Raw genomic sequence first — 14,642 nt, 5'->3', positions numbered from 1 at the left:
TCAACAGTTTTTTAGGCCTTATGGAAATCAATCTGATTGCTGTTATGCAGTTTGGAAATGCCGATTTTTCCATGCTCAAGCGTGACCGTTCGTCAGAACTGTCAGAGTTGACAGGTAGGCGCAAGGGATGCCCGACATCAAGAATCGCGTCTGAAGATCGGCAATTGCGCCGGGATAACGGGAGCGATGGATATGGACGACGAGAACAAGCTGCAACCGAATGGCCTGTGGCCGGCGCCTTTGATTTTGTCACCTTTAAGCAACTCTACAGTCTCGCCAGGCGGGTTCAATATCGTCGCTCTATCTCCTGGAGGAGTCACTGATAGTTGGAAAATCGAATGCTGGGGAGAAGCAACTGACCATCATGGTTCAGAAGATGAGTGGGCAAAGCTGGAGCATTGGGTACCTGATACGTCTTTTGATCGCTTTGGTGCGTACTTCAATTTCAAAGTCAGGTACAAGCAGGTCTGGGTCTGGAGTGAATGGGCTGAATGTCACAATTTGTATGTGCCGCAACCCAAACCGCCCAGACCGACCATCAACACGCCGCCTTACCCGGCGGCGGTCAAACAGGCGCTGACTATTACCGGCGTCGTCGCAGGCAACGTCACGCTGCAAATGTCCACCGATGCAGGCGCACCGGTGGCTGGCAGTTTCACTGGCAGTGGCAGTACGCGCATTTTTACGCCAAGCGCGAACTGGGCAGCAGGCCTCACGTGGATCAAGGTCGTTCAAACCGTAGATGGCTTGGCTTCAGACCCGAGCGATCCTGTTTCCCTTGCAGTGAAGCCATCCAGTCCCGCCATACCTGCGCCACCCAAGCCTGCCTCAGCAAGACAGATACTGACCATTACCGGCGTCGTGACAGGTGACGTCACGCTGCAAATGTACACTGAAGCGGGCGCACCGGTTGCTGGCGGTTTCACTGGCAGTGGTGCAACGCGCGCTTTTACGCCAACCTCGGACTGGGTTGCAGGCATTCGGGTCAAGGTCGTTCAATTCTTGGATGGAGTGGCTTCGGATCCGAGCGATCTTGTTTCTATTCCAGTTAAGCCATCCAGACCAGCCATCACACCGCCGCCCAGCCCGGCCTCGCCCATGCAGACCCTGGAGATAACCGGCGTCGTGGCAGGCAACGTTCCGATGCAAATGTCTACCGAGGAAGGCGCACCGGTGGAAGGAAGTTTCATGGGCGGTGGCACCTTACGCACCTTTACGCCGACCTGGAGATGGGATGCAGGCACCACCCGGGTCAAGGTAGTTCAAACCGTAGAGGGTGTGGCTTCTGATCCGAGCCATCTTGTATCCATCGCAGTCAAGCCATCCAGACCATCCATTACACCGCCGCTCAATCCGGGGCCGGCAAGACAGATACTCATCATTACTGGCGTCGTCGCAGGAAACGTCACGCTGCAAATATCCACCGAGGCAGGCGCACCGGTGGCTGGCACTTTCAGCGGCAGCGGCAACACACGCAATTTCACTCCAACAGCCGACTGGATTGCAGGCCGGGTCAAGGCTACTCAATCCGTAGGCGGCGTGGCTTCGGATCCGAGCGATCTCGTTTCCATCGTAGTGAAGCCACCCAGACCATCCATTACACCGCCACCCAGCCCATCCGAGATCAGACAGGCGCTGACCATCACCGGCGTCGTGACAGGTAACGTTACGCTTCAAATGTCCACCGAGGCAGGCGCACCGGTGGCGGGCGCTTTCACTGGCAGTGGAAGCACGCGTACTTTTATGCCAGCTTCGGACTGGGCGGCTGGCTCCAGAGTCAAGGTCGTCCAAACTGTAGGCGGCGTGGCCTCGGATCCGAGCGAAATTGTTTCCATTGGAGTGAGGCCATACAGACCTGCTATTGAAAGGCCGCCCATCCCGACTTCACCAAAACAGAGACTGACTATTACCGGCGTCGTGATAGGTAACGTCACGCTGCAAATGTCCACCCAGGAAGGTGAACCGGTGGCTGGTCATCTCACTGGCGGCGGCACCTTTATTTTTACGCCAACCCTGGAATGGGCTACAGGCGCGACCTATGTCAAGGTCCTTCAAATCGTTGGGGGCGTTCCTTCATATTGGAGCGATGTTGTTTCAATCATAGTGAAGCCATCCAGACCGGCCATCACTCTACCGCCTGAGCCGACTCTGCCGAATCAGGCGTTGACCATTACTGGCGTCGTAGCAGGTAACGTCACGCTACGGCTGACCACAGAGAAAGACGCGCCGGTGGCTGGCGATTTCACTGGCAGCGGAAGCACACGTACTTTTATGCCAGCTTCGGACTGGGCTCCAGGCACTAATCAGGTAAAGGTCGTTCAAGTCCTGAGTTTGGTGAGTTCGGATCCGAGCGATCTCATCGTCTTCTCAGCGAAGCCATCCAGACCAGCCATCACACCGCCGCCCCGCCCAGCCTCAGCAAGACAGACACTGACTATTACCGACGTCGTGGCAGGTATCGTCACGGTGCAAATGTCCACCGAGGGAGGTGCACCGGTGGCTGGCAAATTCACCGGCAGTGGGGCCAACCGCCTCTTCACACCGGCGGCGGATTGGTCGTCGGGCGAAAACACCGTCTACGTCATCCAGACAGTAAACGGCGTGGACTCTGACCCCAGTGACTTGTGCACTTTCACCGTGGAGGTGGAGGACCGGCCCGACGCCCCTCAATTCCGGCAGCCACAGGCGGGAGGCATAACCTCAAGGTATCCCACCCTCAAGATCGCCGGCCTGCCAGGCGCGCTGCAAACCGTTCGTTTTGAGAACGGCGCGACGTTGCACGAAGAGACAGCGGGTGCAGACGGGATCCTGACATTCACAGTGGTGGAACCGTTGGATCCAGGCACCATTGTCCTTGAGGCTAAACAGGCCAGCGGTGGGACTGATTCGGATTGGAGTGCGCCGCATCGGTTTACGGTCAAGGCTGCCCCGTCAACTCCATCGATCGAAGCGCCACGGGCGAACTCCGAAACATCACGCTATCCGAGGATTCGAGGCACAGGAGCAACGGGAGGTGAGATTGTCCTGCGTCATGCGCTTGATCCCAAGGAAGAGTTTGCCATCGTCGACGGTTCAACCCGGTGGAATTGGACCGCAGAAAAAGCGTGGCCCCTCAGAGACTACGCCGTGCAGGCCCGGCAGACATTCGACGGCGACTGGTCCGACTGGACTGAGGCTCGCTCCTTCAAGGTCAGCGAATCGCGGTATGCCATTGGCGACGCTACACCCGCCATCGGTACACCGGTGGTGGGCACCGAGCAGAGCGTGCTGTTGCGAATCCAGGTCATCTCCGGTGTCAGCGGGGAGGTAGCGGCTGGCGTGGAGGTGAAGTGGCGCGTCAATGGCGAGGAGGAATTGCTGGCGACAACGCAGACCGACGTCAACGGCTGGACCAGTTATCGCTATACACCTGAGACAGTCGGCAAGCATGAAATTCTGGCGGACGTCACTCAGGATAACGCCGGTGTGATTTTGACCGAACTCTATGAAGTGAATGCCGTACTGGACGATGTTTGGGCGCAGGCAGCAGAGCTTTATCTGGACGGCGAGCGCGTCGACCCTGCAAGCGAACTCGTGCTGTTGAGAAAAAACCTGCCCTATAAGCTGGAGCTGAAGATTGCCGACGACAGTGTTTTGATTGGCTCTACCGTCACTTTGCAGAACTTCTGGGGCGCGAAGGAACGAGGCCTGACTTTCAACCCTGATCTGGGCACGCCGCTGACAATAAACAAAGGATCGTCAATCCATTGGTATATTTCTACCGAAGAGGCGAACAGTGGTTTTTATGGTTTGAGTCTGGCCAGTTCGATACTGCCCGACTGGGAGCTGCCCGGGCGAGTGGAAGCGGGGGATTTGGCTGACGCCGTGAGGTTTGATCTGGATGGGTTCCCCCAGGTGTTCGGTGGTGCCCCGGCGTACCCCTGCCTTGGGGCCACGCATACATTGACTTTGCGACCCCAGGACAGCAGTTTTTTGCTCGGCCAGGACGTGGTTCTGGAGTTGAGTGCGCAAGCGGCCGATCTAGGCGTGACCTTGAGTCCGAGCATCCCGCAAACGCTCGGCGAGGACGGGGTGAGCTGGTTGCTGAACTGCGTCGACAGTACCAGTGCCGGCGATTTCGCAGTCTGGTTGAAGGTGCCGGCGCTGGAATTCAGTTCGCTGGAGTTGCCCATGTCGCTGGCGCATAACAGTGCTGAGGTATCTGAAAGATTCGGCCCTCAGCAAATGGGAGGTTCGGCCTCGTTCTGGAGATATGGCATTCGCGCGGTTTCCACTTTCACGGGACTGCCGGCGGGGGGAGTGCCGGTGACCGTCGCGGTGACTGGCAAGCCAACCATGGAAAATATTACTGCTCGCGATGGTTGGATATTTATCAGCTACTACGACGGAGAGTCTGCAAGCCTGACCATTCGTAACCGCTATGGAAAGTAGTGGCTGAGCAAGCGTCGACAAGGGGAGTGAGGCGCGGTACTCGTCGAGGGTAGTTTGCTGTGCAACAAATCCCGGACAAAAAAAACGGCACCTGCGAAGGTGCCGTTTTCATGTGTAGCCAGATCAGCCGAGCAATCAGCCCGCCAGACCAGCCTGCTGTACCAGCACCAGCAATGGCTGCGGGTACACGCCCAGGAAGAAAGCGACCAGGGCGATGGCCAGCAGCATCACGCCGCCTGCTTTCTGTTCCCAGTGCAGCTGGGCGTCGTGGCGACGCAGGTTTGGCTCGATCAGGTACAGGGTGACCATCACGCGCAGGTAGTAGAACACGCCGATGGCGCTGCCCAGTACCAGTGCGCCGACCAGCCACCACTGACGCGTTTCGACGCCGCTGGCGATGATGTAGAACTTGCCGATGAAGCCAGCGGTCAGCGGAATGCCGGCCAGGGACAGCATCATCACGGTGAGCACGGCGGTCAGATACGGACGGCGCCAGAACAGGCCGCGGTACTCGTACAGGGCGTCGGCGTCGCGGCCGTTGTACGGCGAGGACATCAGGGTGATCACGCCGAACGCGCCGAGGCTGGTGATGACATAAGTCACCAGATAGACGCCGATGGCTTCCACCGCCAGACCCTTGCTCGCCACCAGCGCGATCAGCAGATAGCCGAAGTGCGCAATCGACGAGTAACCGAGCAGACGCTTGAGGTTGCTCTGGGTCAGGGCCAGCAGGTTACCGAACAGGATCGAGGCGACCGCGATAACGCTGAGCACATCGCTCAGCACACCACTGCTGGCAGCAGGGGAGAGCTGGAACAGACGCACCATCACCGCAAACACCGCGACCTTCGAAGCGGTGGCGAGGAACGCCGCCACCGGTGCCGGAGCACCTTCGTAGACGTCCGGCGTCCACAGGTGGAACGGTACCAGCGACAGCTTGAACGCCAGACCGATCAGCATCATGCCCAGGCCCAGTTGCGCCAGCGGGCTTGGCAGGCCGGTCGCAGCCAGGGCCTGACCGATGCCGACGAAGCTCAGCGAACCGGCGTCGGCGTAGAGCAGCGCCATACCGAACAGCAGGAACGCGGAACCGGCAGCCGACAGCACCATGTACTTGATGCCGGCTTCCAGCGAACGCTTGTTGAAAAAGGCGTAAGCCACCAGACCGTAGACCGGTACCGAGAGCAGTTCCAGACCGATGAACAACCCGGCCAGGTGCTGCGCGCTGACCAAAACCAGACCACCGGCGGCGGCCATCAGGATCAGCAGGTACAGTTCTTCGCGGTTGCCCGGGTAGCCCGAACCGCCATCACCCAGATAAGCGTGGGCGAGGGTGACGCAGGCGAGCGTGGCGACCAGGATCATCGCCATGTACAGACAGGCAAACGCGTCGATCTGCAGCAACGGGGTCACGGCCAGAGGCGCGACTTTCAACGCAGGCAGGATCGACAGCAGGGCCAGGTTCAGACCCGCCACCGAAATCAGGAAGGTCTGCGAGTGGTTGCGGCGCCAGGCGATTGCCAGCATCACCACGATAATGGTGAGGCTGGTGATCAACAGTGGCGCAAGCGCAATAAAGTGTTGAATCGTGAATTCCATAGCGCTCTTACCGGGCCGAAGCGAGTTGAGAGAAGGCGGTGCCGAGCCACTGCTGCACGCCATGCATGGTGGCGGCAGAGGTGTCGAGGAACGGTTGCGGGTAGACGCCGAGGTAAATCAGCAACACCGCCAGACCGAGCACCATGATCAGTTCGCGCGCGTCCATGCCGTGCAGCACCGCGTCGGATTTCGACGGGCCGAAGTAGGCACGGTGGATCATGATCAGCGAGTAGACCGACCCGAACACCAGACCGGAAGTGGCAATCGCCGTGACCCATGGAGCGCTGGCGAAGGAGCCGATCAGGATCAGGAACTCGCCGACAAAGTTACCGGTGCCCGGCAAGCCCAGCGACGCCGCCGCGAAGAACAGGCTGATCGCCGGCAGGTACGCGATACGCGACCACAGACCGCCCATCTCACGCATGTCACGCGTATGCAGACGCTCGTACAACTGGCCGCTGAGGATAAACAGCGCCGCTGCCGACAGACCGTGCGCCAGCATCTGGATCACTGCGCCTTGCAGCGCCAGTTGGCTGCCGGAGTAGATACCGATCAACACGAAGCCCATGTGGGAAACGGAAGAGAAGGCAATCAGACGCTTGATGTCGGTTTGTGCGAACGCGAGGAACGCGCCGTAGAAGATCCCGATCAGACCGAGGGTCATGGCGATCGGCGCGAACTCCGCCGAAGCGTTCGGGAACAGCGGCAGGGCGAAACGCAGCAGACCGTACGCAGCGGTTTTCAGCAGGATACCGGCGAGGTCGACGGAACCGGCAGTCGGTGCCTGGGCGTGAGCATCAGGCAGCCAGGAGTGGAACGGTACGACGGGCAGCTTGACCGCGAAAGCGATGAAGAAACCGAGCATCAGAATGTACTCGGTGGTCATCGACATCTTGGTTTTCAACAGGTCGGCGTAGTTGAAGGTGATCACGCCGGTGTTGTTGAAGTTGACCAGCACCAGACCGAGGATCGCCACCAGCATGATCAGGCCGGACGCCTGAGTGAAGATGAAGAACTTGGTCGCTGCGTAGATCCGGGTTTTCTTGCCGTCCGAAGAACTGTGACCCCAGAGCGCGATGAGGAAGTACATCGGCACCAGCATCATTTCCCAGAAGAAGAAGAACATGAACAGGTCGAGGGCGAGGAACACGCCGACGACGCCGCCCAGGATCCACATCAGGTTCAGGTGGAAGAAGCCAACGTGACGTTGAATCTCTTTCCACGAGCAGAGTACCGAGAGGATACCCAGCAGACCGGTCAGCAGAATCATCAACAGCGACAGGCCGTCGAGGGCCAGGTGCACGTTGATGCCGAAACGCTGGATCCAGACATGCTTGAACTCAAGCGCCCAGGTCGGATCGGCGCCCGGCGCCGGTGCGAATGAATAGTCACCGTGGGCCCACAGCCAGAGGCCGAGCGCGAGTTCCAGGGTCATGGTCAACAGCGCAATCCAGCGCGGGAGGGTAGCGCCGAAGCGCTCACCCATCCAGCACAGCAGGCCGCCGATGAAGGGGATCAGGATTAGCCAAGGCAGAATCATGACGGGCTCGTTTCCTTTCGCAAATTCGCAAGGTTCATATCAGACCGCTACCAGCACGATGGCACCGATCACCAGCACGGCACCAGCAGCCATCGAGGCGGCGTACCAACGCAGTTGACCGGTCTCGGTGCGGCTCAGGGCAGTGTGACCACCCTTGGCCATACGCGGGATCAGACCGATGGTCTGGTCGAGCGGGTCTTTGCGCAGTACATGGCTGATCGCAAGGTACGGCTTGACGAACAGTTTGTCGTAGATCCAGTCGAAGCCCCAGGCAGCGAACCACCAGGCCGAAAGGAAACGGCCGATGCCGCTGTTGGCGATCGCCGTGACGAAGCGACGCTTGCCGAGGAACAGCAGCGCTGCCAGCAGGATACCGGCCAGGGCGATGGCGCCCGAGGCGATTTCCAGACTGTGCTTGGCTTCGCCACCGGCATGGCCAACGCTTTGCGGCAGTACGCCGTGCAGCGGTGGCACGATCATCGCGCCGACGAAAGTCGACAGCACGATCAGCACCGACAATGGCAGCCAGTGGGCAATGCCGTGGCCGGCGTGGGCTTCGGTCTTGGCTTCACCGTGGAACGCGATGAAGATCAGGCGGAAGGTATACAGCGACGTCATGAACGCACCGACCAGACCTGCGTAAAGCAGACCCTGGTTACCGCTGGCGAACGCTTCCCAGAGGATTTCGTCCTTGGAGTAGAAGCCTGCGGTAACCAGTGGCAGAGCGGCCAGCGCGGCACCACCGACGATGAAGCTGGCGTAGGCCAGTGGCAGTTTCTTCCACAGACCGCCCATCTTGAAGATGTTCTGCTCGTGGTGGCAGGCAACGATCACCGCACCGGAAGCAAGGAACAGCAGGGCCTTGAAGAAGGCGTGAGTCATCAGGTGGAAGATCGCGCCTTCCCAGGCACCAACGCCCAGCGCGAGGAACATGTAGCCGATCTGGCTCATGGTCGAGTAGGCAAGGATACGTTTGATGTCGGTCTGCACCAGCGCGGCGAAACCGGCCAGTACCAGGGTCACGCCACCGACGATGCCGACGAGGTGCAGGATGTCCGGCGCCAGCGCAAACAGACCGTGGGTACGGGCAATCAGGTAGACACCGGCGGTGACCATGGTCGCGGCGTGGATCAGTGCCGAAACCGGGGTTGGGCCGGCCATCGCATCCGCGAGCCAGGTTTGCAGCGGCAGTTGCGCCGATTTGCCGACAGCACCGCCGAGCAGCATCAGGGTTGCCAGAACGATCCAGAAATCGCCGACCTTGAAGTGCTCAGGCGCACGCACCAGCAGTTCCTGGACGTTCAACGTGCCCAGTTGCTGGAACAGGATGAACAGGCCGATGGCCATGAACACGTCGCCGATGCGGGTGACGATGAATGCCTTGAGTGCCGCGTTACCGTTGTTGCGGTTGCTGTAGTAGAAACCGATCAACAGGTACGAGCACAGGCCCACGCCTTCCCAGCCGAAGTAGATGAACAGCAGGTTATCGCCGAGGATCAGGAACAGCATGCTGGCGATGAACAGGTTGGTGTACGAGAAGAAGCGCGAGTAACCGTCTTCACCACGCATGTACCAGGACGCGAACAGGTGGATCAGGAAGCCGACGCCGACGACCACGCCGAGCATGGTCACCGACAGGCCATCCAGGTACAGCGCGAAGTTCGGCTGGAAACCTTCCACCGACATCCAGCGCCACAGCACCTGGGTGTACACGCCACCTTCCGGCGGCGCGACGTTGAATTGCCAGATCACGTAAGCGGTGACGATGGCCGACAGGCCGATCGAACCGACACCGATCAGCGCCGAGAGGTTTTCCGAGAAGCGGCCGCGCGAGAACGACAGCAACAGGAACCCGATCAGAGGGAATACGAAAGTCAGAAAGAGTAGGTTCATCCGCGCATCTCACTGGCAGCGTCGATATCGAGCGTGTGGAAGCGGCGATACAGTTGCAGCAGGATCGCCAGGCCAATACTGGCCTCGGCTGCGGCAAGGCTGATCACCAGGATGAACATGATCTGTCCATCCGGCTGCGCCCAGCGGGCGCCCGCAACGATGAAGGCCAGGGCAGAGGCGTTCATCATCACTTCCAGACTCATCAACACGAACAAAATGTTGCGGCGGACCATCAGGCCGACCAGACCAAGGCAGAACAGGATGCCGGCAACGGCTAAACCATGTTCGAGAGGGATAGCAGGCATGTCTTACTCCTTCGCCTCGTTACGGCCCAAATGGAACGCCGTGACGGCTGCGGCGAGCAGCAGCATCGAGGCGAGTTCGACCACCAGCAGGTACGGGCCGAACAGGCTGATGCCCACGGCTTTCGCGTCTACGGTGGTGTGGCCGATGGCCTGGCCGCTCTGGTGAGCGAACAGCACATACAGCAGTTCGGCCAGCAGCAGCGCGGCAAGAATCACCGGTCCTGCCCAGATGCCGGGCTTGAGCCAGGTGCGTTCCTGCTGCACCGAGGCGGGACCCAGGTTGAGCATCATCACCACGAACACGAACAGCACCATGATGGCACCGGCGTAGGCGATCACTTCGAGCACGCCGGCGAACGGTGCGCCGAGGGCGAAGAAGGTCATGGCCACGGCGATCAACGAGATGATCAGGTAGAGCAGGGCGTGCACGGGGTTGGTGTTGGTGACCACACGCAGCGTGGACACCACAGCAATACCCGATGCGAAATAGAAAGCGAATTCCATCGTTCTTCCTTAAGGCAGCAAGCTCTTCACGTTGATCGGTTCGGCTTCGTTCTGCGCAGCGCCTTTCGGCTTGCCAGCGATTGCCATACCTGCAACACGATAGAAGTTGTAATCAGGGTTTTTGCCGGGGCCGGAGATCAGCAGATCTTCTTTCTCGTACACCAGGTCCTGACGTTTGAACTCGGCCATCTCGAAATCCGGGGTCAGCTGGATCGCGGTGGTCGGGCAGGCTTCCTCGCAGAGACCGCAGAAAATGCAGCGCGAGAAGTTGATCCGGAAGAAGTCCGGGTACCAGCGACCGTCTTCGGTTTCAGCTTTCTGCAGCGAGATGCAACCCACCGGGCAAGCCACGGCGCACAGGTTGCAGGCCACGCAGCGTTCTTCGCCATCGGGGTCGCGGGTCAGGACGATGCGGCCACGGTAGCGCGGCGGCAGATAGACCTGCTCTTCGGGGTATTGCAGGGTGTCGCGTTTGCGAAAGCCATGGCCGAAGACCATGACCAGGCTGCGCAACTGGGTACCGGTACCCTTAACGATGTCGCCAATATATTTGAACATGGGTCAAATCCTCACTGAACCGCAACCGCAGGCGTGTTCAACAACACAACCGCAGCGGTCACCAGCAAATTGATCAGGGTCAGTGGCAGGCAGAATTTCCAGCTGAAATCCATCACCTGGTCATAACGCGGACGCGGGATGGAAGCGCGCAGCAGGATGAACAGCATGATGAAGAACGCGGTCTTCAGTGCGAACCAGACGAAGGACAGTTGCGGCAGGATGCCGAACGGACCGTGCCAGCCACCGAAGAACAGGGTGACCAGCAGCGCCGAGATCAGGATGATGCCGATGTATTCACCGACGAAGAACATGCCCCATTTCATACCGGCGTATTCAATGTGGTAACCGTCGGCCAGTTCCTGTTCCGCTTCCGGCTGGTCGAACGGGTGACGGTGAGTCACGGCGACGCCAGCGATGAAGAAGGTACAGAAGCCGAAGAACTGCGGAATGATGAACCACAGGTTCTGCGCCTGGTACTCGACGATGTCGCGCATGTTGAACGAGCCGACCTGCACCACGATGCCCATCAGGGCCAGGCCCATGAACACTTCGTAGGACACGGTCTGCGCCGAGGCACGCAAGCTGCCGAGCAGGGCGAACTTGTTGTTGCTCGACCAGCCGGCGAACAGCACCGCGTACACCGACAGACCGGCCATGGCGAAGAAGAACAGCAGGCCGATGTTCAGATCCGCCACGCCCCAGGTCGGGGTGATCGGGATGATCGCGAAGGCGATCAGCAGGGCGGACATGGCCACCACCGGCGCCAAAGTGAAGATCACCTTGTCGGCAAACGGCGGGGTCCAGTCTTCCTTGAAGAACATCTTCAGCATGTCGGCGGCGATCTGGAACATGCCGAACGGGCCAACGCGGTTCGGACCGTAACGGTCCTGCCACCAGCCCAGCAGGCGACGTTCGACAAAGCTGAGCAAGGCGCCCGCGACCACCACGGCCAGCAGGATCACGATGGCTTTGATGACCGTCAGGATCACATCGATCACTTCAGGGGTGAACCAGGTCATTGCGCTGCCTCCTGCAGACCGTCGACGGATACGCCGGCGAATGCCGGTGGAATGCCGGCGATGCCCGCAGGCAATGCCACCAGACCGGCGCCCAGTTCTTCATTGATGCGCAGCGGCAGACGCAGGGTCTGGCCGGCAACGTTCAGGCTCAGCAGAGCACCGTCGTTGACGCCGAGGCGATCCGCTTCGGATTTCGCCAGAGCCACGTACGGAGCCGGAATGCGCTCTTGCACCGGCGCGGCTTTCGAAGAATTTTCTTCGCTGCCGAACAGGTGGTAGAACGGCACGGCCTGCCAAGTGCCCGGCGCCGGATTGAATGCGCGCGGAGCAGCAGCGAACCAGTTCAGCGAGTCGCCAGTGCTTTCGATCAGGCGCGTGCCCGGATCGCCAGCGCGCAGATGACCACCGACTTCGTCCTGGAACTTGTTCCAGGCTTGTGGCGAGTTCCAGCCCGGCGACCATGCGAATGGCACTTGTTGACGCGGTTCGGCGGAGCCCGAGTAACCTTCCATGGAGAAGGCGAACGCGGTGTCCTGGTCTTGCGGGGTGCGTGGTTCGTGAACGCTGATGTCGGCGCGCATCGCGGTGCGACCGGAGTAACGCAGCGGCTCACGGGCCAGTTTCAGACCCTTGATGCGGAACGCAGCGGAAGGTGCAGCATCGACGATACGTGCCAGTTGCGCGGTGCTCGAGGCAACGGCAGCGGTGACGTGGTCGAGTTGCGTCCAGTCGATCGGCTGGTTCAGCAGGGTCGCGCGCAGGGCGTGCAGCCAGCGCCAGCCTTCGTGAACCAGGATGCTCGCGTCCATGTATTGCGGATCGAAAACCTGGAAGAAGCGCTGGGCGCGGCCTTCCTGGCTGACCAGCGTACCGTCGCCCTCGGCGAAGCTCGCCGCTGGCAGAACCAGGTGCGCGCGATCGGTGGTGGCGGTTTTCTGATGGTCGGCAACGATCACCACTTTTGCAGCGTTCAGTGCGGCATCGACCTTGGCTTTGGCGGTGCGGGTGTACAGATCGTTTTCCAGCACGACGATCGCGTCGGCCTTGCCATCGATGACCGCTTGCAGCGCGGCGTCGACCGACTCGCCACCGAGCATGGCCAGACCGAGGCTGTTGGCCTCCGGCACGATCAGGCTGATCGAACCGTTCTTCTCGCGCAGCTTCAGGGCTTTGGCGATGTTCGCGGCAGCTTCGATCAAGGCTTTGGAGCCCAGCGAAGTACCGGCGATGATCAGCGGGCGCTTGGCGGCGAGCAGGGCATCGGCGATGCGCTGCGCCAGTTCCAGGGCTTCGGTGTCCAGACCTTCAACGGCCGGCGCGCTGGCATCCAGCGCGTGAGCCACGGCGAAACCGATGCGCGCCAGATCGTCGGGAGCGGCGTGTACGCATTCTTCGGCAACGTCGTCGAGTTTGGTTTCGGCGAGGCTGGCGATGAACAGCGGGTTCAGCGCGTGCTGGCCGATGTTCTTCACCGCCGCGTCGAGCCAAGGCTGGACGCGCATGGCTTCAGCCATGTCTTCAGCCTTGCCCTTGACCGACTGACGCAGAGCCAGCGCCATACGTGCAGCGGTCTGGGTCAGGTCTTCACCGAGGACGAAAATCGCGTCGTGATCTTCGATGTCGCGCATGTTCGGCACTGGCAGCGGGCTGTCGTTCAGCACCTGCAGGACCAGACGAATGCGCTCCAGCTCGGAGGCTTCGATACCCGAATAGAAGTGCTCGGCACCGACCAGTTCGCGCAACGCGTAGTTGCTCTCAAGGCTGGCACGCGGCGAACCGATACCAACGATGTTGCGTCCGCGCAGCAGGTCGGCGGCTTTGTCCAGCGCAGCGTCGAGGCTGAGCTTGGTGCCATCGGCCAGCAGCGGCTGACGTGGACGGTCAGTGCGGTTCACGTAGCCATAACCGAAACGGCCACGGTCGCAGAGGAAATACTGGTTCACCGAACCGTTGAAACGGTTTTCGATGCGACGCAGTTCACCGTAACGCTCGCCCGGGGAAATGTTGCAACCGCTCGAGCAGCCATGGCAGATGCTCGGGGCGAACTGCATGTCCCACTTGCGGTTGTAGCGCTCGGAGTGAGTCTTGTCGGTGAACACGCCGGTCGGGCAGACCTCGGTGAGGTTGCCGGAGAACTCGCTTTCGAGGGTGCCGTCTTCAACGCGACCGAAGTACACGTTGTCGTGGGCGCCGAATACACCGAGGTCGGTACCGCCGGCGTAGTCCTTGTAGAAACGCACACAGCGGTAGCAGGCGATGCAGCGGTTCATTTCGTGAGAAATGAACGGGCCGAGTTGCTGGTTCTGGTGGGTGCGTTTGCTGAAGCGATAACGGCGCTCGTTGTGGCCGGTCATCACTGTCATGTCTTGCAGGTGGCAGTGACCGCCTTCCTCGCACACCGGGCAGTCGTGCGGGTGGTTGGTCATCAGCCATTCGACAACGCTGGCGCGGAACGCCTTGGATTCTTCATCGTCGATGGAGATCCAGGTGTTGTCGGTGGCAGGGGTCATGCAGGACATGACGATGCGACCACGGGTGTCGTTCTCGTCGGTGTACTGCTTGACCGCGCACTGGCGGCAGGCCCCGACGCTACCAAGCGCGGGATGCCAGCAGAAATATGGAATGTCGAGGCCCAGCGACAGACATGCCTGTAACAGGTTGTCTGCCCCGTCGACTTCGAGCGCTTTGCCGTCTACGTGGATAGTGGCCATGGTTCAAAGGTCTTCGTTGGCCCGGTGTCAGCGGGCGTGGCTAATGGAATCTTGTTATGCGTCCGAATCCAAACAGCCCCGG

The 14,642-nt window shown here is 60.3% G+C and carries 9 protein-coding genes; 1 reads left to right on the top strand and 8 read right to left on the bottom strand.

Annotated elements, in window-relative coordinates; all coding sequences use genetic code 11:
- Window positions 1-192: 192 nt before the first annotated feature.
- The gene (locus tag J2Y39_RS09200; RefSeq protein ID WP_310216897.1) at window positions 193-4,431 is read left to right on the top strand and encodes a hypothetical protein; all 4,239 of its coding nucleotides are present in this window, start codon (window positions 193-195) and stop codon (window positions 4,429-4,431) included.
- Window positions 4,432-4,566: 135 nt separating this feature from the next.
- Here the strand turns inward: J2Y39_RS09200 and nuoN are convergent, their stop codons facing one another.
- The 8 genes from nuoN to nuoG are packed head-to-tail and all read right to left on the bottom strand — an operon-like array spanning window position 4,567 to window position 14,560.
- A complete protein-coding gene (gene nuoN, locus J2Y39_RS09195) occupies window positions 4,567-6,030 on the bottom strand; it encodes an NADH-quinone oxidoreductase subunit NuoN (RefSeq protein WP_024013420.1) in 1,464 nt (487 codons plus the stop codon).
- A gap of 7 nt (window positions 6,031-6,037) precedes the next feature.
- The gene (gene nuoM / locus J2Y39_RS09190; RefSeq protein ID WP_016775285.1) at window positions 6,038-7,570 is read right to left on the bottom strand and encodes an NADH-quinone oxidoreductase subunit M; all 1,533 of its coding nucleotides are present in this window, start codon (window positions 7,568-7,570) and stop codon (window positions 6,038-6,040) included.
- A 39-nt stretch (window positions 7,571-7,609) separates the two neighbouring features.
- Complete coding sequence (gene nuoL, locus J2Y39_RS09185; protein WP_024013419.1) at window positions 7,610-9,463, bottom strand: NADH-quinone oxidoreductase subunit L; 1,854 nt, start codon at window positions 9,461-9,463, stop codon at window positions 7,610-7,612.
- On the bottom strand, window positions 9,460-9,768 hold the full coding sequence (gene nuoK / locus J2Y39_RS09180) for an NADH-quinone oxidoreductase subunit NuoK (RefSeq protein WP_003180046.1): 309 nt from the start codon (window positions 9,766-9,768) through the stop codon (window positions 9,460-9,462). Before nuoK ends, nuoL begins: the two co-directional genes overlap by 4 nt.
- Window positions 9,769-9,771: 3 nt before the next feature.
- The gene (nuoJ, locus tag J2Y39_RS09175; protein WP_007951462.1) at window positions 9,772-10,272 is read right to left on the bottom strand and encodes an NADH-quinone oxidoreductase subunit J; all 501 of its coding nucleotides are present in this window, start codon (window positions 10,270-10,272) and stop codon (window positions 9,772-9,774) included.
- A gap of 9 nt (window positions 10,273-10,281) precedes the next feature.
- On the bottom strand, window positions 10,282-10,830 hold the full coding sequence (gene nuoI / locus J2Y39_RS09170; protein ID WP_016775283.1) for an NADH-quinone oxidoreductase subunit NuoI: 549 nt from the start codon (window positions 10,828-10,830) through the stop codon (window positions 10,282-10,284).
- Between the two features lie 11 nt (window positions 10,831-10,841).
- Complete coding sequence (nuoH, locus tag J2Y39_RS09165) at window positions 10,842-11,849, bottom strand: NADH-quinone oxidoreductase subunit NuoH (RefSeq protein WP_039763316.1); 1,008 nt, start codon at window positions 11,847-11,849, stop codon at window positions 10,842-10,844.
- Window positions 11,846-14,560: an NADH-quinone oxidoreductase subunit NuoG gene (nuoG, locus tag J2Y39_RS09160; protein ID WP_310216891.1), complete on the bottom strand. Its 2,715-nt coding sequence runs from the start codon at window positions 14,558-14,560 to the stop codon at window positions 11,846-11,848. Before nuoG ends, nuoH begins: the two co-directional genes overlap by 4 nt.
- Window positions 14,561-14,642: the final 82 nt, after the last annotated feature.

It is taken from the genome of Pseudomonas sp. 2957, from assembly GCF_031456345.1.
In the GTDB taxonomy this organism is placed as follows: Bacteria; Pseudomonadota; Gammaproteobacteria; order Pseudomonadales; family Pseudomonadaceae; genus Aquipseudomonas; species Aquipseudomonas siliginis.
Note: the sequence above shows the minus strand (reverse complement) of the source record. Positions and strands in the feature narration are given on the sequence as shown.

What these genes read in the sequence shown, in the direction of transcription:
- nuoI (WP_016775283.1), bottom strand. Translation starts at nt 10,830, where the DNA reads ATGTTCAAATATATTGGCGACATCGTTAAGGGTACCGGTACCCAGTTG.
- nuoJ (WP_007951462.1), bottom strand. Translation starts at nt 10,272, where the DNA reads ATGGAATTCGCTTTCTATTTCGCATCGGGTATTGCTGTGGTGTCCACG.
- nuoG (WP_310216891.1), bottom strand. Translation starts at nt 14,560, where the DNA reads ATGGCCACTATCCACGTAGACGGCAAAGCGCTCGAAGTCGACGGGGCA.
- nuoK (WP_003180046.1), bottom strand. Translation starts at nt 9,768, where the DNA reads ATGCCTGCTATCCCTCTCGAACATGGTTTAGCCGTTGCCGGCATCCTG.
- nuoL (WP_024013419.1), bottom strand. Translation starts at nt 9,463, where the DNA reads ATGAACCTACTCTTTCTGACTTTCGTATTCCCTCTGATCGGGTTCCTG.
- J2Y39_RS09200 (WP_310216897.1), top strand. Translation starts at nt 193, where the DNA reads ATGGACGACGAGAACAAGCTGCAACCGAATGGCCTGTGGCCGGCGCCT.
- nuoM (WP_016775285.1), bottom strand. Translation starts at nt 7,570, where the DNA reads ATGATTCTGCCTTGGCTAATCCTGATCCCCTTCATCGGCGGCCTGCTG.
- nuoH (WP_039763316.1), bottom strand. Translation starts at nt 11,849, where the DNA reads ATGACCTGGTTCACCCCTGAAGTGATCGATGTGATCCTGACGGTCATC.
- nuoN (WP_024013420.1), bottom strand. Translation starts at nt 6,030, where the DNA reads ATGGAATTCACGATTCAACACTTTATTGCGCTTGCGCCACTGTTGATC.